This window comes from Colwellia hornerae, assembly GCF_007954355.1.
Lineage (GTDB): Bacteria > Pseudomonadota > Gammaproteobacteria > Enterobacterales > Alteromonadaceae > Colwellia_A > Colwellia_A hornerae.
This window is the reverse complement of sequence record NZ_VOLR01000025.1, coordinates 1-23,533: the sequence shown is the minus strand read 5'-3', so window position 1 is coordinate 23,533 and position 23,533 is coordinate 1. Positions and strand designations below refer to the sequence as shown.

The 23,533-nt window shown below is 36.3% G+C and carries 20 protein-coding genes; 12 read left to right on the top strand and 8 right to left on the bottom strand.

The features are described from left to right. Positions 1 to 100: 100 nt before the first annotated feature. A complete protein-coding gene (locus tag ESZ26_RS15560; RefSeq protein ID WP_146800382.1) occupies positions 101 to 1,747 on the top strand; it encodes an FMN-binding glutamate synthase family protein in 1,647 nt (548 codons plus the stop codon). 266 nt (positions 1,748 to 2,013) lie between these two features. Here ESZ26_RS15560 and ESZ26_RS15555 read toward each other — a convergent pair whose 3' ends face one another. Next, positions 2,014 to 3,099: an L-dopachrome tautomerase-related protein gene (locus tag ESZ26_RS15555; protein WP_146800381.1), complete on the bottom strand. Its 1,086-nt coding sequence runs from the start codon at positions 3,097 to 3,099 to the stop codon at positions 2,014 to 2,016. Positions 3,100 to 3,175: 76 nt separating this feature from the next. Beyond that, positions 3,176 to 4,201 carry a zinc-binding alcohol dehydrogenase family protein gene (locus ESZ26_RS15550; RefSeq protein WP_146800380.1) on the bottom strand — a complete coding sequence of 342 codons (1,026 nt, stop codon included), beginning with the start codon at positions 4,199 to 4,201 and terminating at the stop codon, positions 3,176 to 3,178. 138 nt (positions 4,202 to 4,339) lie between these two features. On the opposite strand from ESZ26_RS15550, the gene ESZ26_RS15545 reads away from it, so the two are divergent. Together ESZ26_RS15545 and ESZ26_RS15540 are read left to right on the top strand one after the other, a co-directional pair. Beyond that, positions 4,340 to 5,275, top strand: coding sequence for a LysR family transcriptional regulator (locus tag ESZ26_RS15545; RefSeq protein WP_146800379.1), 936 nt, complete (start codon positions 4,340 to 4,342; stop codon positions 5,273 to 5,275). Between the two features lie 303 nt (positions 5,276 to 5,578). Then, a complete protein-coding gene (locus tag ESZ26_RS15540; RefSeq protein ID WP_146800378.1) occupies positions 5,579 to 6,100 on the top strand; it encodes a hypothetical protein in 522 nt (173 codons plus the stop codon). Between the two features lie 347 nt (positions 6,101 to 6,447). On the opposite strand, the gene ESZ26_RS19490 is transcribed toward ESZ26_RS15540, so the two are convergent. Together ESZ26_RS19490 and ESZ26_RS19485 are read right to left on the bottom strand one after the other, a co-directional pair. Continuing rightward, positions 6,448 to 6,789 (bottom strand): transporter substrate-binding domain-containing protein, encoded by a 342-nt coding sequence (locus ESZ26_RS19490; RefSeq protein WP_223271667.1) that lies wholly within the window; start codon positions 6,787 to 6,789, stop codon positions 6,448 to 6,450. Next, entirely contained in the window at positions 6,743 to 7,024 is a 282-nt protein-coding gene (locus ESZ26_RS19485; RefSeq protein ID WP_244947097.1) for a transporter substrate-binding domain-containing protein, read from the bottom strand. Before ESZ26_RS19485 ends, ESZ26_RS19490 begins: the two co-directional genes overlap by 47 nt. A 657-nt stretch (positions 7,025 to 7,681) precedes the next feature. On the opposite strand from ESZ26_RS19485, the gene ESZ26_RS15530 reads away from it, so the two are divergent. The 8 genes from ESZ26_RS15530 (at position 7,682) to ESZ26_RS15495 (ending at position 18,374) form a co-directional block, all read left to right on the top strand. Next, the gene (locus ESZ26_RS15530; protein ID WP_170246399.1) at positions 7,682 to 8,383 is read left to right on the top strand and encodes a GntR family transcriptional regulator; all 702 of its coding nucleotides are present in this window, start codon (positions 7,682 to 7,684) and stop codon (positions 8,381 to 8,383) included. A gap of 14 nt (positions 8,384 to 8,397) precedes the next feature. Continuing rightward, positions 8,398 to 9,075, top strand: a complete 678-nt coding sequence (locus tag ESZ26_RS15525) for a TetR/AcrR family transcriptional regulator (protein ID WP_146800377.1) — start codon at positions 8,398 to 8,400, stop codon at positions 9,073 to 9,075. 380 nt (positions 9,076 to 9,455) lie between these two features. Then, positions 9,456 to 11,642 carry a malate synthase G gene (locus tag ESZ26_RS15520; protein WP_146800376.1) on the top strand — a complete coding sequence of 729 codons (2,187 nt, stop codon included), beginning with the start codon at positions 9,456 to 9,458 and terminating at the stop codon, positions 11,640 to 11,642. After that, complete coding sequence (locus ESZ26_RS15515; RefSeq protein ID WP_244947096.1) at positions 11,614 to 12,480, top strand: bifunctional allantoicase/(S)-ureidoglycine aminohydrolase; 867 nt, start codon at positions 11,614 to 11,616, stop codon at positions 12,478 to 12,480. Before ESZ26_RS15520 ends, ESZ26_RS15515 begins: the two co-directional genes overlap by 29 nt. A gap of 460 nt (positions 12,481 to 12,940) precedes the next feature. Further along, on the top strand, positions 12,941 to 13,297 hold the full coding sequence (locus tag ESZ26_RS15510) for a response regulator (RefSeq protein WP_146800375.1): 357 nt from the start codon (positions 12,941 to 12,943) through the stop codon (positions 13,295 to 13,297). An 8-nt stretch (positions 13,298 to 13,305) separates the two neighbouring features. Beyond that, the gene (locus tag ESZ26_RS15505) at positions 13,306 to 13,929 is read left to right on the top strand and encodes a chemotaxis protein CheX (RefSeq protein WP_146800374.1); all 624 of its coding nucleotides are present in this window, start codon (positions 13,306 to 13,308) and stop codon (positions 13,927 to 13,929) included. Between the two features lie 7 nt (positions 13,930 to 13,936). Beyond that, a complete protein-coding gene (locus ESZ26_RS15500; RefSeq protein ID WP_146800373.1) occupies positions 13,937 to 15,982 on the top strand; it encodes a response regulator in 2,046 nt (681 codons plus the stop codon). A 565-nt stretch (positions 15,983 to 16,547) separates the two neighbouring features. Further along, on the top strand, positions 16,548 to 18,374 hold the full coding sequence (locus tag ESZ26_RS15495) for a monovalent cation:proton antiporter-2 (CPA2) family protein (protein ID WP_146800372.1): 1,827 nt from the start codon (positions 16,548 to 16,550) through the stop codon (positions 18,372 to 18,374). A 106-nt stretch (positions 18,375 to 18,480) separates the two neighbouring features. On the opposite strand, the gene ESZ26_RS15490 is transcribed toward ESZ26_RS15495, so the two are convergent. The 4 genes from ESZ26_RS15490 to ESZ26_RS15475 all read right to left on the bottom strand — a co-directional run bounded on the left by ESZ26_RS15490 (position 18,481) and on the right by ESZ26_RS15475 (position 21,827). Next, entirely contained in the window at positions 18,481 to 19,035 is a 555-nt protein-coding gene (locus ESZ26_RS15490) for a carboxymuconolactone decarboxylase family protein (protein WP_146800371.1), read from the bottom strand. A gap of 405 nt (positions 19,036 to 19,440) precedes the next feature. After that, a complete protein-coding gene (locus ESZ26_RS15485) occupies positions 19,441 to 20,043 on the bottom strand; it encodes a TetR/AcrR family transcriptional regulator (RefSeq protein ID WP_146800370.1) in 603 nt (200 codons plus the stop codon). A 181-nt stretch (positions 20,044 to 20,224) separates the two neighbouring features. Continuing rightward, positions 20,225 to 21,460, bottom strand: coding sequence for a M56 family metallopeptidase (locus ESZ26_RS15480; RefSeq protein ID WP_146800369.1), 1,236 nt, complete (start codon positions 21,458 to 21,460; stop codon positions 20,225 to 20,227). Continuing rightward, the gene (locus ESZ26_RS15475) at positions 21,453 to 21,827 is read right to left on the bottom strand and encodes a BlaI/MecI/CopY family transcriptional regulator (RefSeq protein ID WP_146800368.1); all 375 of its coding nucleotides are present in this window, start codon (positions 21,825 to 21,827) and stop codon (positions 21,453 to 21,455) included. Before ESZ26_RS15475 ends, ESZ26_RS15480 begins: the two co-directional genes overlap by 8 nt. 749 nt (positions 21,828 to 22,576) lie before the next feature. Here ESZ26_RS15475 and ESZ26_RS15470 point away from each other — a divergent pair. Next, positions 22,577 to 23,260: a hypothetical protein gene (locus tag ESZ26_RS15470; RefSeq protein WP_146800367.1), complete on the top strand. Its 684-nt coding sequence runs from the start codon at positions 22,577 to 22,579 to the stop codon at positions 23,258 to 23,260. Positions 23,261 to 23,533 lie beyond the last annotated feature (273 nt).

Sequence of the window (23,533 nt, the reverse complement as noted above, 5' to 3'; positions counted from 1 at the left end):
CTTACACATATTTATTAACTCCATGCACCAAAAAATAATATTATCCCATTGATTAATGGGTTTAAATAAGCAAATTAGAAATATAGTAGGATATTTAAAAATGACTTCAGCTCAAAAATTTTATTGGCAAGTTTTAACCCTAGGTAACATCGCCAGCTTTATCTTACTTTATACTATCGGTGGCTGGTTCCCTGGTTTTTTGGTGTTTTTTACCCTGATCTATTCAATAGTAGGTGCCTATGATCTTACCCTGAGTAAGCATACCTTAAATAGACTGTATCCTGTTCTTGCTTACTTTCGTTACTTCTTTGAATCGATACGAACAGAAGTTCAACAGTATTTTATCGCAAATAACACCGAAGAAATGCCTTTTAATCGTGAACAAAGAGATCTCGTTTATCGACGTGCAAAGTCGGTAACAGACACCATTCCTTTTGGCACTCAACGAGATTTAATGCAAACTAACTATCAAAGTATATGGCACTCGTTAGCACCAAAAACAATAAAGGATGAATCTAAGCACGTTACAGTCGGTGGGCTACAATGTTTAAAACCCTATAAAGCGTCAAGATTAAATATATCAGCAATGAGTTATGGCTCTTTAAGTGCAGAAGCTATCGAAGCGATGAATTTAGGCGCAAGTGCGGGTGGCTTTTACCATAATACTGGTGAAGGTGGTGTTAGCCCTTATCATTTAAAACATGGTGGAGACTTGGTTTGGCAAATAGGTACGGGGCTTTTTGGCTGTCGAAATGAAAATGGGCGATTTAATCCTACGATGTTTGCTAAAACGGCTCAATTAGCACAAGTAAAAATGATTGAAATAAAGTTGTCACAAGGCGCTAAACCAGGTCATGGTGGTGTATTGCCTAAAGCTAAAATAACCGATGAAATAGCACTGATCAGAGGTGTTAGTAAAGAAGAAGATTGTGTCTCTCCGGCGATTAACCCTGAATGCAATAGTCCATTTGAACTCCTTGCATTTGTCAGCCAACTTAGAGAGTTAAGTGGTGGCAAGCCTATTGGCATTAAGCTTTGTGTTGGGAACCCCGCTGAATTTTTATGTCTTGGCAAAGCCATGTTGGAAAGTGACATATACCTTGATTTTATTACGGTTGATGGCGCAGAAGGGGGCACAGGGGCCGCACCAGTGGAATTTAGTAACAGACTTGGTATGACCTGTTTGGAAGGAACCTATTTTGTTCATCAGGCACTTGTTGGATTAGGACTACGTAAACAGATACGGGTGATTTCAGCCGGTAAAACAGCTTCTGGTTTTGACATGCTTAACAAGGTTGCCTTTGGCGCTGATATTGTCAACGCGGCCCGAACATTTATGATGTCATTAGGCTGTATTCAATCTAGGCAGTGTGATACCAATATGTGCCCAACGGGTGTTGCTACACAAGATAAAAACCGTTCTAAAGCCATCGATATAGCAGTCAAAGGCAAACGTGTAACCTCATTTCATCATCACACCCTAAATAGCTTCTTTGAACTAATGGGCAGCATGGGACTAGAGGATGTTTCTCAGTTAACTTACAACATGATAAAACGTAGAACACCAAACGGCATGTTAGAATCTAATACACACACAGTACCCGAACTAAAAGAGAGCCAGTTAACGCAAGAAAGTATTACTGGAATGTGGTTAACGTGGTGGGATCAAGCCTCTAGCGACACTTTTTATGTTAATGATATTGCACCTTTAGTACCACCTGAATTAGCGGTTAAGCAAATTTTTTAATTAATACCGAAAGGTTGCTTAATGATATTTTATCGTTATCTCTGAGGTTTAGGACCCATTTAATTATCAATATTAATTATCAATTATTAATAAAAATTGACAATTAAATCTCCAATATGGTCGTTAATATTATCAGCGACAATATTAGGATAGAACGTCTGCTTTATTAATAAAGTAGACGTTCGTATTGATAATTATCCTAAGTCTTTTAATGGTTAAAAGCAGCAAAAAGGCTTCTTAGTGTTGATAAGTCAAGGAGTGGGGCATTAACGACCCACTTTACCTTTAACAAGGGGCTTAAAAGAAAGTACGCTATATTGCCCTTGGCTGTCATCTTTACCCTTGTTGAGTATCGGCGAACGGTGAAGTTTATTAACCGTAACGTAAATTTTATCGTCGGCTCCGTAACTAAAACCATCAGGCCAGACAAGACGTTCATCTTTAAATAATACTTGGTAATCGCCACTAGGTTTAACCACACCAATAGCGCCGTTAGTAATGTCGGTGACATATATATTACCGCCACCATCGACAATAATACCATCAGAAATAGGCTTAGTACCGTAGTGCTGAACTTTTTCCTCTAGCTCTTTATTCGACAGACTTTCATTTATAAGTGCGCTTGTGGCCACACGATATACCGATGTGCCCGACATAGAGCCAAAGTATAACCAGTCTTCATTTGGCTCAAGGGTGATTGGGTTTACTCCCAAACGCGCCGCTTGCCCGCCAATTTTCATTGTCCGACCTTCAATAACTATGTCGATGTTTTCGGCAGTAGTATAATGGCTGTCTTGCAGTATTCTTCGTGCGGTACCCGTTTTAAGGTTTACAGCAATAATTGCCGCTTGGCTGCCTTGCGCCGTGTCAGCAATATAGATATAGCCATTCTTGTTATCAACGGCTAAGTCGTTTAGAAACGAAGTATCGGTGATCGTTGGCTTTGCTAGATAAATGATTTTCTCAAGCTGCTCAGTAGTCGTATTCCAACCCACTAATCGCCCCGCATGATCAGGACCTGACGTATCTAGCATCCATAACACACCATCGGCTGATACATTGATACCCAGAACACCATAAAAACCTTTACCATTATTGTAAGCATAGGCCCATTCTTCATTAGGATAAGGTTTTGTGGTGCCGTCGGCCAAAAGTTCCATGATCTTTTGCTTTTGTCCGTAAAACCCATGTATCGACAAAAATTTCCTTCCCGATGGCGTAATAGCAATGTTACCTGGCGGGTGTTGAGCATCGAATGTAGCGACTGTGTGAAGGTCGCTGTTATCGGCTAATGCAGTCGCGGTAGTAAGTAATGCTATACTATAAGCTATTACTGTAAGTAATTTTTTCATTTTTATACCTATTATTAAGTTATTAATCATTATACTTAATCGTCTTAGAGAGTCTCTTACATTTACAGGGCCGCTTTTAAAAGTCGGCTAAAACAATTTTTCCAATGGATTGTCCCGATTCAAGTATTTTATGGGCCGCTCTTAGATTTTTAGCATTAATTTTTCCTAAATTTTGACCAACCGTAGTTTGGATATACCCTTGGTCAATCAAGTCTGAAATTTTGTTAAGTAAGTGATGTTGCTCATTGATATCAGTTGTTTTGAACATTGAACGCGTAAACATAAACTCCCAATGCAGTGACAAACTTTTAAGCTTAAGTTTACTAACATCAAGCGACTTAGGATCGTCAATTAAGGCTATCTTTCCCATTGGAGCTAACAGTTCAACAAAGCTGTCTAGATAGGAGTCGGTATGGGTTAAACTAGCAACGTGTGTTACTTGCCCGATAGCTAATTGTTCAATTTGTGCTGTTAATGGTTTGGAGTGATCGATAACATAATCTGCCCCTAATTTTTTTACCCATTTTGCAGAACTATCACGAGACGCCGTAGCAATGACAGTTGCCCCTGTTAGTGCACTGGCTAACTGAACTAAAATCGAACCAACACCTCCCGCCGCGCCAACAATTAAAATTATATCGTTTGATTTTTTCTTTATCTCAGGATGTTGTTGTTTGATTAATAAGCGCTCAAACAATAATTCCCAAGCGGTAATCGCAGTTAATGGTAATGCGGCGGCTTCACCAGCAGATAAACTTTTTGGTTTATGACCAACGATACGCTCATCAACTAATTGATATTGTGCGTTACTTCCTTGGCGATTTAAATCTCCGGCATAAAAGACTTTATCGCCAGGTTTAAAGTTGCTGACTGACTCACCTATGGCGACGACTTCACCAACAGCATCCCAACCAAGCACTTTATATTCATCGTTCTGTGCTGCAACATTTTGACGGATTTTATAGTCGACAGGGTTAACAGCAATAGCCATAACACGTACTAATAAGTCATGTCCCGAAGCTATAGGTTGCGGTAGTTCAATGTCTATTAATGATTTTGGATTACTAATTGGTAATGATTGCATGTAGCCAACTGCTTTCATGGTTTTTCTCCAAAGCTTTAAAATTGTTAATTATGGGGATTTAACGTTATTTGTTATCCTAATTACAATGATATGACTTGACCACTCAAATAGAAACAGCATAATAATTGAATCTTTATCAAATAATTTTTGACAATCATGCTATTAGAAGATCTTAATGTTATCTTAAAAGTTGCAGAATTTCGCAGTATTACTGCAGCGGCAGAGAGTTTAGACATGCATACAGCAACAGCTAGTGCAGCAATAAAAAGAGTTGAACGTGTGCTTGGCGTTGAGCTATTTATACGAACAACTCGAAGCTTAAGACTCTCTGTTGCAGGTGAAAGGTATATTCCAAATTGTCAGCAAGCCTTGCAAATGCTCGACGTAGCTAAGCAAAACGTTAAGGATGATTTAGACATTATTGACGGTGAGTTAAGAATATCTATCCCCTCAGATTTAGGCCGAAATTTAATATTACCTTGGCTTGATGAATTTATGGAAGAGCACCCAGGGATCAGTGTTAAATTGCATGTCAGTGATAGTAATATCGATTTTTATAGAGATCCCGTTGATATTGCCTTGCGTTATGGTTCACCAAACGATGCCAACCTTTATGGTTTTAAAATCTGTAAAGTGCCACGAGTGATTTGTGCAACACCTCAGTACTTAAAAACGCATGGTACACCTAAGCATCCTAATGATTTGACCACACATAACGGTCTTTTATATAAGTTACATGACATTGTTCATGATGTATGGGAATTTTCTTATAAAAGTGAGTCTATTAAAGTCAAAATGAAAAGTAATCGCCTTTCAAATGATGCTGATCTAGTAAGGCGTTGGTGTGTAAGTGGCAAGGGAATAGCTGTAAAATCTAGTTTAGATATGTCACATGACTTGCTAAGTAACCAACTTGTGACACTGTTAACTGGCTTTGTACCTAAGCCAACAGAATTATGGATTATTTGCCCAAGTAGACAGACCATTACACCGGCAGTTCGCCTACTTAGAGAGCACTTAAAAATAAAGTGTAACTATGTCTTTAGTGAACTTATAAACAAAGGTATTTTAGCGCAAGCGGATGTCTACTAATCGAGCATTTTAAATGACCGTCTTTAGCGATTAGAAGTCTTATGGTAATCCTAATGCGATAGAGTCGAATGACTCTATCGTGTAATTCATAAGCGTAAACAGATAAAATACTAATAGCAGTAATTAACCTGCTGATTTTACGATATAAAACGTCCTGTAACTGGCAAAACGCCACCAGACACTAAGTTAATTAGGATGATTTTAGTACGTTTTTTTGACGTGACGAACTAGAAAGCTTAATGTCTTCTTTGGCGACAGAGTAGCCGAGAATGGAATACATCTAATGTAATAATAAGGACATTTATGAAAAATATTTTATTAACCACTATTTTATTAGTGCTAAGTGCTTGCGGGGGCGGTGCTGATAAAAAAACACCAGAGATTAATGTATTGCCATCCGGCGATGGGGGCTTTACTTTACAAAATATTCGCTTTGATTCAAGAGATTATTATCAAGGAGAGCAGCTTACTGTTACAGAAGGTACTCATTTTGAAGTTCAGTGGGTATCACCGACTTCTGCAGCTTACAGAGTAGATTTATACTTATCGATTAACGGTGAAGTATATTCTGATAATAATAAAGTAGCCGGGCTTAAATGTGGTAGCGCTTCTTTCTCACTCTGCCCAAACGCTACAGGTCAAGTTCAATGTAAAATTGATAACAACAGCTTATCTTGCTCTTTTGGCAACGAGTCTGTCGGGAGCCAGCCTTTTCAAGATAAAGACCTATCAAGCTTAAGGTTTATTATAAGAGGTTGTGATGCCTTCAGTAACTGTGATGTAAAAACGTTTAATTTGTCAGTACAAAATAATACCGGTAATTAAGAATAACCTTGAGTTAAAAAATTATTGACTGTAAATTCTGGTGGTAGTACTAAACACAAATACTACTTTTTAAAAGTTAAGCATAACAGGTGATTAGGGTGTGTTACTGTCTGTTAATGATCTATCAAAACGTTTATTTTTGTTGTTAAAAATCACCGCGTTTAATGATCACTAAAATACGAGAGTATCTACTAAAATATACGCATTGGAACAATGCTGTTATGACATACAGAGGCCAAAAAAATGTTTAGTCTCTGTATTAACGTTAGTATGAAGAGACCACTTTTTCTGTGAAAATAGCTTAGATGAATAATACACTCAGCTCTTTTCTTTGAAAGTGAAGTATATTATTCGAAAACTTGCTTAGGTACTGATATTCCATATCTTTCAAAATACGATTCAATTTTGCCACTTTTACGGTATTCAAGCATCAGATCAGCTATATCCTTGTAAAATTTTTCAGCCCTAGAGTTTTTAGGAATACTGATGTAAAGAGGATTATCAAATGTGTCTACAAAAGTCATCTTTTCAAAACTATCTTCAAATAACTTTAGATTATGAGATGCCGATGTAACAACTACATCTATCCTTCCTATTTCAAGCATTCTTAATAATTGTTCACTTTTACCTACCAGTGTGAGTTCACTTGCATTGATAACTGAAAAACGGGGCGAGTAAAAAAATACCACGTATAGCGCCAATATTGACAGTTTCTAGATCTTTGTAAGACTTTATATCTGCTTTAAACATGGGCGATTTATAAAATGAAAGGTGTCTTGTATAGTAAGCATAAGGTATTGGACGTAGGATAAGTTCTCGTTCAGGTGTCATAGAGTGACGAATTAACAGGTCAACCTTACCATGCTTGGCTTCTTCAATCGAACGTATCCAAGGCACTTTTAGCCATTTAATCTTGTGTCCCAGTTCACTAAAAATATCGGTAACTAAGTCAGGTACTGGACCTACACATTTGTTACCATCAAAAAAATATTAGGACGATAATCACGGCAATGAGAGGTAAATGTTTCTGAAAATGAGCGAGTCGATAACACAGCTATTAGGCAAATGAGAATACATTTAAAATAATTTTTCATATAATGAATAAATTGAATGTAGATAAATTTAGTATAGGTCTAGTTTAGTTATTCGCCTGATTTTTAGATAAATATGTAACTATTACACAGTAAATCATGAGTTAACTTTCAATGTTTTCAGAAACTTCAACTGTTAATGATCCGCTAACTTACAATGCAATCATACTCTAATGTCAGTTGACAGCTAAATTAGGTCGGTTTTTGGGCATTAGTTACCGTTAATGAGGAATTAGCTTAACTTAGCGTAAAAATCACTCATCATGTGGTTAACATTAATTTTAGTTTGTACAAACTAAAGATATAACATTGAAACGTTTAGCCTACTCTTTTAATCTAATTATTAAAGGGGTAGGGCAATATCGTATTTATTAAAATAAGTCATAAGGTTATTAATGTGAATAAAGATCAATGACTAGTCAACGTAAAACGCTATGTACTATAATCCAAGAGAATTATCCCAAGCAGTTTATTTGTATTTAGGAATGTGATGAAAGTAAAGTTGAAATCTGACGTGAAAATAAAAAAAATTAGCGATAAGGAAATATACCAAGAAATTTTTGATGCTATATTATCATTTCGCTTGCGCCCAGGTACTCGGCTGACTGAAGAAAATTTATCCAAAATATTCAATGTTGGCCGTACAACTATTCGAAGTGCTTTATTGCGACTTTCACAAGATCACATCATTGAAATCCAACCAAACAAGGGCGCTTTTATTGCAAGCCCTACAGCGAAGCAAGGTAAAGATATTCTTGAAGCTCGAAAGTTAATTGAAGTAGAAATTGTTAAAGATGTCATCAAGTATGCAACACCAAGTGATTTTGACTTATTAAAAAAAATAGTTAAATCAGAAGAAGATAATATCGCACATGAACATATGGTTGAAGGTATTCAACTCGGTGGAGACTTTCATCTGATGCTGGCGAAGATATCTAAAAATGAGACGTTAGAGCACATCCTAAAAAGTTTGATACCACAAACCTCTTTAGTCATTGTATTATATGAAAACCCAGACGCGCCCAAATGCTCGCACCTTGAACATTTTGACCTTATTGATGTTATGGAAAAAGGTCTCATTGAAGAAGCAACAAATCTTATGCATCAGCATATTGAAAGTATTGAGGCTCGTTTAAAGTTAAATGGCAAAGAGTTTACTAGTGATTTAGTTGATATTTTTAAACAACGTTAGCTAGCTAAAGGTGAATGGTTGATTTAAATATGGTGAAAATAAAAATTACTGATGATGACTTAGTAAATACACAACAAAAAGCTAGGCTATTAAACAAAAATAAAATATTAAAAGCTGCTGAACAAGAATTTAAGCAATATGGCTTTAATGGCGCATCCATTGCGCGTATTGCCGAAACAGCAATGCTACCCAGAAGTAATATTCATTATTATTTCACTAATAAGCTAGCGCTTTATGGCGCGGTGCTGAGTAATATTATCAATTTATGGAATCAAGCTTTTGCTGATATAAAACCAAACGATGATCCAGCAAAAGCGATTGCAAGCTATATAGATGCGAAAATTGAGTATTCAAGAACTAATCCTACTGCATCAATTATTTTTGCCAGTGAGTTGCTGCATGGAGCACCTTATTTAAGTCAATATTTGAAAAGAGACTTTAAGCAATGGATTGCTGACAAAGCTAACGTTATTGAATCATGGCAAGCGCAAGGTAAGTTAGATGAACAAATATCAGCTTACCATTTGTTGTTTACTATTTGGGGGGCAACTCAACATTATGCTAATTTTTCAGTTGAAATAGAAGCTGCTTTAGACCGACCGCTAACCAATACAGACTTTGATGATGCGAAAAGAACGATAAAACATATTATTTTAAAAGGCTGTGGTATGCCACATGCTGATAAACGCTAACAATAGACTAATCTTTCCTCATTTCTATGAAAAATAGCAAGGGTCATAACCCTTTTGTTAATTCACCTTGTATTAGGTGTTTAATATTAACAATAATACTTCATGGAACACTCTGATTCATGTCATTTGTTATTAGGTTTTATCATGTGATGACGCTCAATAATAGTCTGGAACTATTAGCCACTTACTACCCTTTATTCTCTTTCGTGTTTCTCTTTAGGTCCAAATAAAAAATTTTCTGTATATATGGTTAAAGCTCAATTCGCATTGTTGACAATACTGTTTTCAATTGGTTGTCTTTATTGACAGGTGTTACTGGTTTGTATACATTTACCGGCATTAAAGCGTTAGCTGCCAATAATCAGAGAATGATTAAATAAATGACACTATATCAACAAAAACACTCGCTAAAAGTCAATGCTGACCTAGTTAACTTCATAGAAGAAGAGGTTTTGCTCGGTTTAAATCTTTCAGCAGATACCTTTTGGAAATCTTTATCAACAATAACCGATGAATTGGGGCCTGAAAATAGAGCTTTGTTGGTTAAACGAATTGAACTACAAAAAAAAATCGATGATTGGAATATCGCGCATCAAGAACATTTTGATATCGCCGAATATAAAGAATTTCTTTTTGCTATCGGCTATTTAATTCCCGAAGGCGAAGACTTTCTGATCACCACAAGCAACGTAGACACTGAAGTCAGCTCACAAGCGGGACCACAACTTGTGGTGCCTGCTGCCAACGCTAGATTTGCATTAAATGCTGCCAATGCTCGCTGGGGAAGTTTATATGATGCGCTTTATGGTACAGATGTTATCAGTGATGAAAATGGCGCTGAAAAAACAGCGACTCATAATCCTATTCGGGCAAAAAAAGTTATCGCTTACGGCCGTGAATTTTTAGATAAACACTTTCCCCTCGTTACCGGTTCACATCAGCAGTCATGTGCTTATACGATTGACAATAAAAAGCTTGTGGTCACCTTAGTAGATGGTCGTACTTCACTATTAAAAAATGCTGAACAATTTATTGGCTTTCAGGGGGATAAAAATAAGCTCAGCTCAATTTTACTTAACCATCATGATTTACGGGTGGCGATAGAAATAGATGCAAATTCGGCTATTGGTAAAACAGACGCTGCGCATATAAAAGATATTACTTTAGAATCAGCATTAACCACAATACAAGACTTTGAGGATTCGGTCGTTGCAGTAGACGCCAAAGAAAAGATTCATGTTTATCGCAATTGGTTAGGGCTAATGAAAGGTGACTTAAGTGAAACCATCAATAAAGCCGGTAAAATAACTCAGCGAGTATTAAAAACTGATAAAATTTATCAGGACCTTAACGGAGGCACCTTGAGTTTACCGGGACGCAGTTTATTATTCTGTCGAAATGTTGGTCACTTAATGACTAACGCTGCGATACTCGATAAAGAGGGCTTAGAAATTCAAGAGGGCATCATGGACGCCATGATAAGCACCTTAATAGCCTTACACGATTTACAGAAAAACAATATTCATCGTAATTCAATAAAAGGCAGTGTTTATATTGTTAAGCCTAAAATGCATGGTCCTGATGAAGTGGCTTTTGCTAATAAACTGTTTAATGCTGTTGAAGATGGTTTAAATCTTGCCAGAGATACCATTAAAATTGGAGTTATGGACGAAGAACGTCGCACAACAGTAAACCTTAAAGAGTGTATTAGAGCGGTAAAAAGTCGCGTTGTATTTATTAATACCGGTTTTTTAGATAGAACGGGCGATGAAATTCATACCAGTATGCTACTTGGACCTATGGTGCCAAAGGGTGAGATGAAAGCACAACCTTGGATTAAAGCCTACGAAGATTGCAATGTAGATATAGGATTAGCCTGTGGTTTTTCGGGTAAAGCTCAAATAGGTAAAGGGATGTGGGCTATTCCTGATGAAATGGCTAATATGATGAAAATGAAAGTTGCTCATCCTTTATCGGGTGCTAATACGGCATGGGTACCATCACCAACTGGTGCTACCTTACATGCAATGCATTATCATCAAGTGGATGTATTTGAAGTACAAGAAAATATTGCGAAAAGACCACGCGCAAGTTTAGATGATATATTAACGGTACCCTTATTAAATAACCCTGAACAATTAAGCAAAGATACTATTGAAAAAGAGCTTAATAATAATGCCCAAGGTCTTTTAGGCTACGTAGTTCGTTGGGTTGATTTAGGCATGGGCGCTTCAAAAGTCCCCGACATTAATAATGTTGGCTTAATGGAAGATAGAGCGACATTACGAATTTCTAGTCAGCACATTTGTAACTGGCTAGCACATGGTATTTTATCTGAGTCTCAAGTGAGGTCTTCCTTAGAAAAAATGGCGGTCGTTGTTGACCATCAAAATGCCCATGATCCTTTATATCAGGCGATGTCTGCTGACTTTGCCAGTAGTTTAGCTTTTCAGGCAGCATTAGATCTTGTCTTTAAAGGAAAAACACAGCCCAATGGTTATACCGAGCCTTTACTTCACGCTTATCGGAAAGAATTTAATGAAGCCCAAACAACAAGGAAAAACTAAAATGTCGAATAAAAGCACATATTATGCACCGACAGGTGGATTGCCACCACAAACACAATTGATCTCTGATCGTGCTATTTTTACCGAAGCTTACGCAATTATTCCTAAAGGTGTATTAACTGATATTGTTATCAGCTATCTACCCTTTTGGAATAATATGCGGATGTGGGTGCTGGCTCGTCCATTGAGTGGTTTTTCAGAAACTTTTTCTCAATACATAGTAGAAGTAGCGCCAAATGGCGGTTCTGAAAAACCAGAACTTGATGAAAATGCTGAGGGTGTACTCTTTATCGTTGAGGGTGAAATGGATGTTATTATTGAAGGGAAAAACCATCATATGGCATCAGGCGGATATGCCTATTTACCTGCTGGCGCTAAATGGTCACTTAAAAACAATAGTTTACAAAATGTAAAATTCCATTGGATCCGCAAAGCCTATCAAGTTGTTGAAGGCATCGATGCGCCAGAAGCTTTTGTAACCAGTGACCATGAAGTTGAAGCTATTGAAATGCCTAATACCGGCGGTGTATGGAAAACCACCAGGTTTACTGAACAATCAGATATGCGCCATGATATGCATGTTAACATTGTCACTTTTGAGCCAGGTGGCGTGATCCCTTTTGACGAAACACATGTTATGGAACACGGATTATATGTCTTAGAAGGGAAAGCCGTTTATCATTTAAATGGTGAATGGGTTGAAGTAGAGGCGGGTGACTTTATGTGGTTACGTGCTTTTTGTCCACAATCTTGCTATGCAGGTGGCCCAGGTCCATTTAGATATTTATTATATAAAGATGTAAATAGACATATGCCGTTTATACGTCCGAAAAGTTAGGCTTTGCTGTGCTTCTTTTAGTCGCTCTGTGTGCACTTTTTAGCAAAATATCTAACGTGCTAATAATGTTGGATGTTTTGCTTTAATCTCGGGATAACCATTTTTTATTAGTTTTTTGTTAACCTTAATAACAAGTTTACGTTAGCCGTGTTGCAAAGATAAAGTATCATTTTTATAACAAAAATTCACTTCATCGCACGCCATAACACTAATTTTTACTTTAAAAATCTTGTAATAAACCCTAGCGCGGCAACTAAGTTTACCTCTTTAAAAATATATTATTTGAAAGGACGCTCAAACAAAGAACACGCACTGATGAAGGCGATGAATTTAAAATTTAAGCAGGATGTTTGACCTTCTTCAAATTACTAATTATATTTCAATATATTAGCTTGCATATAAACACATTCGTTTATATGCTTTTAGGGTGAAGATGATAAAAACATAATTGGGTATTTAAATGAGTAAAGTTGTATTAATTGTTGACGATAGTATTGTTTCTCGAATGATGCTTAAAGAAATTGTAAAATCTTATATACCTGGGGTCAATATCATTGAAACTGGAGGCGGAGAGCAGTGCTTGAGCCAAATAACAGCAGACAGTAAAATTGATATTGCAATTTTTGATTATAATATGCCTGGAATGACAGGCTTTGAATTGATTTCTGCTTTAGATAAGCTAATTTCAATTCCTAAGCGGGCTTTGTTAACCGCAAATATTCAAGATGAAATAAAACAGCAAGCTGAGCAAGCGGGTGTTGTTTTTTTAAATAAACCTATAACCGAAGAACTCATTAGCCATTTTTTAAATAGTTAGGAAATAACATGAAGGATAATTTATCTCCACTTGAAATTGATGCCCTCACCGAAATATTTAACATTGGTATTGGTAGAGCTGCTAACTCCCTGAATAAAATGGTATCTCAGCCGGTTGATTTAACTATCCCAAAAGTTGAAATTGTCTCTAATAAAATAGCCAAGTCTAAATTGCAATTTGCTAGTGATACGGAAATTAGTGCTGTAATTCAACGTTTTGAAGGTGACTTTAAGGGCCAAGCCATATTAATGTTTAGTAAAGAAAGTGGTTTGCAATTAGTTAGTACTTTACTTGGTAATAAATTCCCTCCTGAGGCTTTGTCTGACCTTGAGCAAGACTCTTTAGTTGAAATAGGTAATGTGATTCTAAATGCTTGTTTTGGAACGGTTATCAACTTTCTAAAATCTTCAATTAAAATTGAAATGCCGGAGTTTATACAAGGAGATATTAATAAAGTCTATGTATATAGCAGCGAAAATGATTGGTCTTTATATATAAAAGTTAAATTCACTTTGCCTGATGATAATATTGAAGGTTTTATCTCTTTTATTATGGATATTACCTCATTAGAGATTTTTCAAGAATCTGTGCGAAAATTTGTTTTTGGCATTACCAATAAAAGTGAAGCCTAGCACTGCTATGAATAATTTAACAAAAGATATTTTGTTTAGTTCTGTCAATGAGCTTTCTCTTGGCATTATCATTATTGATGAAAATCATCAGGTTGTTTTTTATAATCAGTGGATAAAAGATCATTCTGCTATAGCTGATGATAAAGGTTTTGGTTGTAAACTTGGTGATATTTTAGAGGGATTCAACGACTCTCGCTTAAGTGATGCTTGTAGTGAAGCGTTAACGTTAGGATTGCCAACAAAACTTTCTAATACTTTTAATCCTAAACCTTTAGCTTTATTTCATAAAAGTCATGTCGGTGATAGCGATTACCGTATACAACAACAAATATCGATTAAAAGTATCAATACTTGCCCCAATGAACGCTTGTGTGAAATTCTTATCCAGGATGTTTCTAGTTCGGTTAAAAAAGAATTAATGTTGAAAAGTCTCGCCGATGATAATAAAAAGCAACAATTAAAGGCAGAATTAGCTAATAGAACAAAGTCACAGTTTTTGGCTAATATGAGTCATGAAATTAGAACGCCAATGAACGGTGTTTTAGGCATGTTGAATTTATTATCAACGACTCAGCAAAGTCAAGAGCAAGCTCATTTTACTCGATTAGCGCATTCAAGTGCCGATACCTTGCTTCATATTCTTAACGATATCTTGGATTTTTCAAAAATAGAAGCCGGCAAACTTGAAGTTGAATTGATTACTTTTGATGTTTTAAGAAATTTAGGCGATTTGGTCCAGTCTTTATCGATGAGCAGTAAAGAGAAAGAATTAGAAATTATTCTTGATGTCACTGGTGTGTCTCACCAAATGGTCATAGGTGATCCCGGTAGATTAAGACAAATAATTACTAACCTAGTTGGCAATGCAATAAAGTTTACCCCCGCGGGGGAAATTGTTGTTAAAGCAAAGACAGCTTTAAATGACAATGGAGATATAACCTTAAGTGTCAGTGTTATAGATACAGGGATTGGTATACCAACGGATAAATGTTCGATACTTTTTGATGCGTTCACTCAAGTCGATGTATCGACAACACGTGAGTATGGCGGTACAGGTTTAGGCTTATCTATTGTAAAACAATTATGTCAATTAATGGGGGGCAGCATTACTGTTCAAAGTGTCTTTGGGCAAGGCAGCGAGTTCAGTTTCAATATCCAATTAAAACCAAGCACAGAAAAGCCGCAAACTCAGTTAGGTACTCATTTAAATGGGATCAAAATTCTAGTTACTGATGATAACCCTACTAATCTTGAAGTCCTTAGCAAACAACTCGGTCTTTTGGGGGCTAAAGTTATTCAAGCTAACAGTGGTAGTAAGGCATTGGCTATATTGAAGCAATACGATAGCCATTATTTTACTCTGGCTATTATTGATATGAAAATGCCGAGCATGTCAGGTAGTGAGCTAAGTGCTGAGATCAGAAGAATTAAGTCACTTGATGAGCTTAAAATAGTGATGTTAACCTCAATGGATCAGATCGTTAAAGGTCCTTTGTCATCAACGTCAGGATCTTCAGATTATTTATTAAAACCTGTAGTCATTGATGAATTACTTAATATCTTAGATGTTACGCTTAACAAGGCATCGCTATTAAAAAAGACGGCTGGCGTTTTAGCTAGCCCTGGAAGTCATATGTTAGACAATAAAAGCCAGACCGCGAAAGCAAAAATATTGTTAGTTGAAGACAACCGAATTAACCAACAAGTCGCTTTAGGTATACTAAGAAAGTTTGATTATTCTATTGATATAGCGGTCAATGGTATAAATGCAATCGATATTTTAGAAAAGCAAAATCCAGAGCATCCTTATGACCTTATTTTAATGGATTGCCAAATGCCAGAGATGGACGGTTATCAAGCCACTGAACATCTAAGAAATAATATGGACAGTGCTTTGTTCTCAACTATCCCTATTATTGCAATGACAGCAAATACCATGAAGGGTGATAAAGAAAAATGCTTAGCATCGGGTATGAATGATTATATTTCTAAACCGATAAACCCTAAACTATTGGAAGAGAAGATTAGTTATTGGTTGAAAAATAATAATTGATGTTAGCAATCAAGTATCACTAAAATTAACTATCATCGCTCATTACTTATGTTATCTGAAGACCATCAAAAGCAACATTAGCAGTAAAACTAAATGTTGTTAATCGTGCAGTACAAGATCTTCGCCATGAAGCAAACTAATATATGCTGAGCAACATTTTCTAATAACCTTGCTAACGGTATACAGAGAAGAACATATATTCCTAGTTGTATTATTGGCGTTTGAGTTCCTTCACATAATGTAGTGATTTGTTGATAAACTGACAGCTTTAGGCTCTTCAGTCGAGACTGAAGTATAAGTTACTTTGGTGATATCAGACATACCATTAGTGCTGTTATCGCCATCAACAGTCAACAAATAGCAAATTGCTACACACCCTTTAAATTGAAAAATCATTTTATTACCTTCATCATTAATATTCAGATGATAAATTTGTTAGTTGTTTATGAATCAGTATTAGGTTGTCGCATCAGCTTTAAAATATTGATAAAATACTTATAATTTACACGACTAGTCCCAGGATTAACCATTCGATGATGGCCTAGCAAAAGGAGCATATTTAAAGATGTTAGAAATAGCAGTTATCTACTTAGTTGCAGCACTTGTTGCAGTGCCAGTCGCAAAAAGACTCGGCTTGGGGTCTGTTTTAGGTTACCTGTTAGCGGGAATTTTAATTAGCCCTAACTTACTCGGCTTGGTTGGCGATCAAACCAGTGTTATGCACTTTGCTGAGTTTGGTGTTGTGATGATGCTATTTTTAGTTGGCTTAGAATTACAACCCGCCAGATTATGGAAACTGCGTCACTCTATTCTAGGCTTAGGCGGCTTACAAGTTGTAGCAACCACCGCGCTTATTTTTGCACTTTGTTTTTACTTATTCAGTTTGCCTTGGCAAACATCGTTAGCAATAGGGTTAATGTTGGCACTGTCTTCAACGGCGATTGTTTTGCAAACATTGACAGAGAAAGGTTGGATCAAGCAAGACGCGGGTCAAAATGCTTTCTCAGTACTACTTTTTCAAGACATCGCGGTCATTCCTATTCTCGCGATATTACCACTACTTGCTTTTCAAGACTTAAGTACCGCACAGTCTTCTGGGCATAGTTTAATCGCTCACTTACCTGTTTATGGTCAGGTTGGTGTTTCTCTTTCAGTCATTGCAGCCATTATTTTAGCGGGTAAATACATTTCATCGCCATTATTTCGTTATATTGCCGAAACAAGGTTACGTGAAATATTTACCATTGCGGCATTACTACTCGTTATTGCCATCGCACTTATTATGGAAAAAATAGGTTTGTCTCCTGCGCTAGGTACATTTCTAGCGGGTGTCGTGCTGGCTGAAAGCGAATTTAGGCACGAACTAGAGGTTGATATTGAACCCTTTAAAGGACTCCTGCTCGGTTTGTTCTTTATAACCGTAGGTGCTTCAATAGACTTTCCTTTACTCTTTGATAAAATTACCCTAGTTACGCTAACGGTGTTAGCCCTTATCACGATTAAAGCACTGGTTCTTTTTGTCTTGGCACATTTTTTTAAGATGAAAGGCAGTCAAAAGATACTGTTCACTTTAGCTTTAGCACAAGGAGGTGAATTTGCTTTTGTTTTACTTTCATTAACAAGTAATCTACTTATTACCACGCCAGAGCAGACTAAGTTAATTACACTTATCGTTGCTATATCAATGCTTTGTGCGCCATTACTGTTGATTGTATATGAGAAGGTGTTGGCTAGAAAAACGTCTGCTGCCCCTGAATTTGATGCCATAAAAGACCTCGAACCGACAAAAAATGTTATTATTGCTGGTTATGGACGTTTTGGCCAAATAATAGGTCGTCTATTAACGGCTCAAGGCTACCATTTGTCGATTCTCGATCACAGTGCAAGCCAAATAGACTTACTTAGACGTTTTGGTAACAAAGTTTTTTATGGTGACGCCGCTCGACAAGATTTATTAGCAGCTGCAGGGGCCCAAGACGCAAAAATGCTTGTTATTGCCGTAGACGAACCCGATAAAACCTTAGATATTATTAAATTAGCTCACAAACACTATCCGCACTTAAAAATTCTTGCACGTGCGATTGACCGACGACACGCTTATCAAATTATGCAGCTTGGGGTAACAAGTCTTAAACGAGAAACTTTTGACTCTGCGGTAAATTTTGGTATTGAAGCATTAGTGTTACTTGGCAACGATCCGGTTGAATCGGCTAGGGCAGGAGAGCTTTTTACTGAACATGATACTGAGTCAATGACAATTTTGGCTGATAAATGGGGTGATGATAAAAGTTATGGGGTAGCGGTTAAACAACGTAGTGAAGATTTGAAACAAGTATTACAAAACGATAAAATTGAGCAAAACAAGTTAAAAACTTGCCAAAAAAACAACTGATAAAAGTACTAATAAATCGATGTTATTAGTACTTTATTAAAGTATTCAGCATTTATTGGGGGAATGGCCAAGACAATAATTAATTTAGCCTTTTGCCCAGCGCTAGTTATGCATTTTTCTGCCATGCAAATTCTTTGAATGGTGCGTCTGTTGGCGTACTCGCAATGTGATTGGTATAGTTACTGATCACTTTTTGAGACAGCCCTAATATTATTTCTAATATTTGCTGTTCACCATACCCAGCCTCTACGAAATTTGCTAATTCTGTATCGCTAACGTGTCCGCGGTTACGAACAATGATCAAGGTCATATCTTGAAGTGCTTGTAACTTAGCCGTTGGCATTGGCGATTGATTACGCAAAGCCTCGGTTATTGCTGCGTCTACTTTCATTGAATGAGCAATAGCGGTGTGCGCGGGTACACAGTAATTACAACCGTGCTCAACATTTATTGTTTGCCAAACAACAGTCAATTCTTCTGCATCAAATGAGGTGTTTGTAAATAGCTCATGAAGTTTTTGATAAGCTTCAAGTAGTTGAGGTGAGCTAGCAAGTACACCGTGTAAATTTGGTAACATGCCAAAAGCTTTAACTGAGCCTTCTAAAAGTGGCTTACTTGCTTGTGGAGCAGATTCAATGGTATGTATTGTTAAAGTTGTCATTTTACTTTCCTTATCATTAATTTAATTTTATTGACCAGATTAAAAATTCACAGTGAATAATTATTTCATGTCTATGGTGCTTATTTACAAACAACGTACCGATCGGTATGTCTTGATTTTTATATTGTACCGATCGGTACATTAAGGTCAATCGTAATGAATAAAATAAATTTTATCGATTTAAAGTGCTAGAGATTAAGTCATGTTAATAAGTAAATAAGGTGTTTACCTATGCTGATTACTTATACTCAAGAACGAAAGGGTAATTGAGAGTGAAGTGGAGGTCTTATAGTGACGTATTGGCGGAAGGTAAAACTTTAAATACTCAGAGAAATAAAAGTAAATAGCACATCATTTTTAGTTGTGCATAGCCTTGTAATTTTCGTTTATAAAAGAGTAATCTCTTTAGTTAACGCCGATACCTTTAAGCATACTATCTACCGTATATTCAAGTTGTGATTTAGCTACGCCAGAACGAGCCATAGAAGCAGTGCCTTTTAATAGCGTATATAGGCTTAAACTGTTTGCGTCGGCATTTTTATTTAGCCCTAAAGCGATGGCCTCTAAATCTTGATTAAAGAAATCAACATACAATTGTTTAGGAATGACTTCAGCATCTTTGAGTATCATTTTTGCCTGTTCAGGAATATCACCACTTACCAGTTCTGATTGACATAAAACTAAGTAGCATCCTTTTGCTAGGTCATCGCTGCACTGCATAGTTACAATTGACATCATATGATTTTTCAAACGATTTTTTAAGGAAAGATCAGGTGTAAATAGTAATGCCATATGAGGTTTCATTTTAGTCTCAATATAGCACTGTGTGGCTTTAACAAATAAGGCTTCTTTGTTACCAAAAGTACTGTACATACTTGGCTTGTTAATACCCATCTGTTGAGTTAAATCGGTGAGTGATGCGCCAACATAGCCTTTTTGCCAAAAAACATTCATTGCAGCATTTAATGCGGTACTCTCATCGAAGGATCTTCTTTTACCTTTTATCACAATATTAGCCTATAAAATTAACTCACTTCATTGTACCTAACGGTACAGCTGCTTTCAAGTCGCAAAAAATAGACATGGTTAGGAAAGGTTTACAGCAAAAGTGATTAATTCTAGCATAGGATATACTCACTTAAATGTAAAAAGGCTACCTGAGTAACCTCTTTATAATATTACTCTAACTTTATTTAGTTATCTGAATGCGCTCAATTAAGTTTTCATGTTTTGTACTTTCGTCCATTGAAAAATCTAATTGAACTAAGGCACTTTTTACCGTGTGGCCAGTGGCCGAGTATTTCCACTGTTTTAATGCTGTTAAAGCGGCTTGGTCAAATACATAGGCAGGTTTTGCATTAACTACCTCTACATTTTCAACCGTACCATCTGCCATGACATCAAACTTTAGTACGACTGAACCCTCTATATTATTTTTTGCTGCCTCTGCTGGATAATGAGGATTAACACGCTGCATAGGCTGAAGATGAACTGACTCTGCGACTTTATCTCCAAGACTTTCCTGTTGGTTTCCTGCGTAACTTAATCCTGAAAGCAGGGTAACCGTGGTTAATATTGCGGTAGCCAGTATTAATTTTGAGGTTTTTTGGCTAGTTCTTAAATTGTTAATTCGTTCTAACATCATTTTTTTATCTCCATATTTTTTAAATGATAGTTGGGCAAATGCTAATGAAGGCGTCGACTGAGCCGCCACTAACAGCGCTTTACTATAGTTAATCCTGCTCTCTTTTGGTTTGCGCGCCAGAACGAGTTGATCACAGGAGAGTTCTTGATCTTGACGAAACCTAAAATAGCCGAGCCAAGCAAGAGGGTGAAACCAGAATAACGTTAAAAAAGTTAGCGCAACTAGGTTCCAATAAATGTCATTTCGATCAAAATGACAAATTTCATGTTCTAGAATTAGTTTTTGTTGCTCACTACTGTAAAGCTCAAAAAAATCTTCTGGAATAATAAGTTTTTGCTCTACCAAACCCACCAACATCGGGCTATAAGTAGCTGTACTTTGGAAAAGCAATATATTTGCGGGTAACACTAATGGCACCATAGACTTATTAATAGCGGTGAGCTGAAGGTGCTTGTTAAAGATATGATAAGTTAATAAGCCATAAGTTATCATGGCAGCCGCAACAATTAGCCAAACATAGAAAGCCCAATACAGCGAAAGGCTTTGTTGAAGTTCAACCGTTGGAGTTATCAAATAACGTTTTATTTCAAATATTTTTGATAGGCTATTTTGCTGCCAAGGGAGTGGTAAACTATATATTACCAGCCCTAATGGCACGACTAACCACAGTAAATAGGTAGTACTAGCGCCTAAATAATGTATCAGCCATTTATGTCCAACTAATAATATAGTTAGCAACAATGTTAAGGGCAGCAATAAAGTAAAGAGGGTATTAATCATTTTCTTGCTCCCATTTTGTAATGAGTAGCTTTAATTCATCAATATCTTCTTTCTTCAAATTGTTTTTTTTCGCAAAACCAGCAACTAATGGTGATACTCTTCCTCTGAATAACCGTTCAATAAAACTTTGGCTTTGAACTTCCGTATAGGCATCTCGTTCAAGTAATGGAAAATAAAGATAATGGCGTTCTTGTTTTTCAAAACCTATCGCCTCTTTTTTGACCAGACGACTTATCAGCGTTTTCACTGTTTTATCGTGCCAGGGTTTATGTTTATTAAGTTGTTCAATAATGCTATTTGCTGTAGCTGGGTGTTTAGCCCACAACGCTTCTAAAACTTCAAATTCTGTATTAGTAATTTCAGACATATTTTAAATATTACAGTTGTAATCGATGTACTGATATTACACTTGTAATCACCGTTGTCAAGCTTCTGTGAACTTAATGGGATTTCTATGTCTATTGGTAATCTGGTCTGCATGCATCAGTGGAAAATTAAACACCCCCCTGACATTCACCTCATTTTAAAGTGATTTCTTCTTGACAGAGATAGGTGAACTACCCACCGACGCCGCTCCGCGTCGATCAGTGGGTTTTCTCGACAGATTCGATAAATATCTCAAAAATAGTCGATATCAAACAAGGTAAGTCAATTTATAACACAGAATAAAAATAACTAAAGTGTTGGGGTTTTTAGTTTTATTTTGCTTAAAGTATTGATCGGGTTTAAAGTTTATATAAACAGAATAATGATATTTAAGCTTTATCGCAGCAGTCGTTTTTAAAAGCAAAGGTCATGGTAGGTCGTTATGTTTATAATTAAATATGTAGTGGTGATGCTTTATTGTATGGGCGTTTACCAATATTCAAGAAGCACTCGGAGTTTTAATAATTGGTTATTTGATTATATTTTACCTAAACAACCAGGCAATATATCTAAACGTTGTGGCATACAATGGTTATTATTGGATTTTAAAGACTCTCAAAACACTGAGTCTTTAATGACTTGTTTAGATGTCTTTAGTGATGAAATTGTTAATAGCCCTAGACTTTTAAAAATAAGCTTACGTATACGTAGCACTTTGAAATATTAATAGCCGTTAAAAGCTATACTCAGTTGCTGATATGCCGTTATCCAAGAGGAGGAAAGATAAGTACCGGAGACTTTATATTTTTAGGGTTCTTATTTATAGTATTAATATTTACCACTAAAATGGCAACAAAAGGTAAGTTAACATTCAACGTTTTATCGAATAAATTTTTGGTGGCATATAAGTTTGAAAAAGTTATCACTATCTCATCTGAACTTTACAAAAACGGTTTTAGTATATTTGATTTAGGTGATTATGAGCTGATTGAAAATATACTGAAAAAAGTGAATCAAACAGATGAAACTTATATATTTGACTATAAATATGCTACAAGTAACCAAGCTACTCAACTCGCTACTCAACGCGTCGTTTTTATAAAGTTTTCCAATGATTTATTATATAATTTTGATCTGAAACCTGAGAGTTTCTATGACAAACTTAAGCAAACAATAGGTTATGAAGATATTGATTTTGCTGATTTCAAAGAATTCTCTAAACGTTATGCATTACACTCGTTAGAGAGAAAAAAAATTGAAAAATTTTTTCCACATGAACTGATGAAAATATTGGCAAAAAAGGATGGTGTTTTCATCGAATCTAGGAAAAACTGCTTACTAATATATAAAAAAGAGTGGCATGAATTCTCTGAATATGAACCCTTATACGAAGAAACCCTTAAGTATAAACAGCTCCTATTAGCTAGTATTTAATTGTTTAGTCGCCTAATCACAACGAGCCAGCTTTATATCTGTCAGGGTTGGGGGCGCTAGAGTGCAAGTAAAGACCTTAAATTTAATTTTTGTACCGATACGCCGAATGATAGGCAAATAACTAGTGGATAATTAAATCAGCTGTGGAGCCTGTAACAGATTTTGTGTAACTGCCCGTTTTAAATAAAGTCCTTTAAGCGGTCTTCGAATTCAATCATAAATCGATTCAAGGCCGTTTTCCAGTTTCTTATCGGCATCGTCCATTTCTTGGAT

Excerpts from the sequence above, each read along its gene's own strand:
- ESZ26_RS15560 (WP_146800382.1), top strand. The coding sequence starts at position 101 with ATGACTTCAGCTCAAAAATTTTATTGGCAAGTTTTAACCCTAGGTAAC.
- ESZ26_RS15555 (WP_146800381.1), bottom strand. The coding sequence starts at position 3,099 with ATGAAAAAATTACTTACAGTAATAGCTTATAGTATAGCATTACTTACT.
- ESZ26_RS15550 (WP_146800380.1), bottom strand. The coding sequence starts at position 4,201 with ATGAAAGCAGTTGGCTACATGCAATCATTACCAATTAGTAATCCAAAA.
- ESZ26_RS15545 (WP_146800379.1), top strand. The coding sequence starts at position 4,340 with ATGCTATTAGAAGATCTTAATGTTATCTTAAAAGTTGCAGAATTTCGC.
- ESZ26_RS15540 (WP_146800378.1), top strand. The coding sequence starts at position 5,579 with ATGAAAAATATTTTATTAACCACTATTTTATTAGTGCTAAGTGCTTGC.
- ESZ26_RS15530 (WP_170246399.1), top strand. The coding sequence starts at position 7,682 with ATGAAAGTAAAGTTGAAATCTGACGTGAAAATAAAAAAAATTAGCGAT.
- ESZ26_RS15525 (WP_146800377.1), top strand. The coding sequence starts at position 8,398 with ATGGTTGATTTAAATATGGTGAAAATAAAAATTACTGATGATGACTTA.
- ESZ26_RS15520 (WP_146800376.1), top strand. The coding sequence starts at position 9,456 with ATGACACTATATCAACAAAAACACTCGCTAAAAGTCAATGCTGACCTA.
- ESZ26_RS15515 (WP_244947096.1), top strand. The coding sequence starts at position 11,614 with ATGAAGCCCAAACAACAAGGAAAAACTAAAATGTCGAATAAAAGCACA.
- ESZ26_RS15510 (WP_146800375.1), top strand. The coding sequence starts at position 12,941 with ATGAGTAAAGTTGTATTAATTGTTGACGATAGTATTGTTTCTCGAATG.
- ESZ26_RS15505 (WP_146800374.1), top strand. The coding sequence starts at position 13,306 with ATGAAGGATAATTTATCTCCACTTGAAATTGATGCCCTCACCGAAATA.
- ESZ26_RS15500 (WP_146800373.1), top strand. The coding sequence starts at position 13,937 with ATGAATAATTTAACAAAAGATATTTTGTTTAGTTCTGTCAATGAGCTT.
- ESZ26_RS15495 (WP_146800372.1), top strand. The coding sequence starts at position 16,548 with ATGTTAGAAATAGCAGTTATCTACTTAGTTGCAGCACTTGTTGCAGTG.
- ESZ26_RS15490 (WP_146800371.1), bottom strand. The coding sequence starts at position 19,035 with ATGACAACTTTAACAATACATACCATTGAATCTGCTCCACAAGCAAGT.
- ESZ26_RS15480 (WP_146800369.1), bottom strand. The coding sequence starts at position 21,460 with ATGATTAATACCCTCTTTACTTTATTGCTGCCCTTAACATTGTTGCTA.
- ESZ26_RS15475 (WP_146800368.1), bottom strand. The coding sequence starts at position 21,827 with ATGTCTGAAATTACTAATACAGAATTTGAAGTTTTAGAAGCGTTGTGG.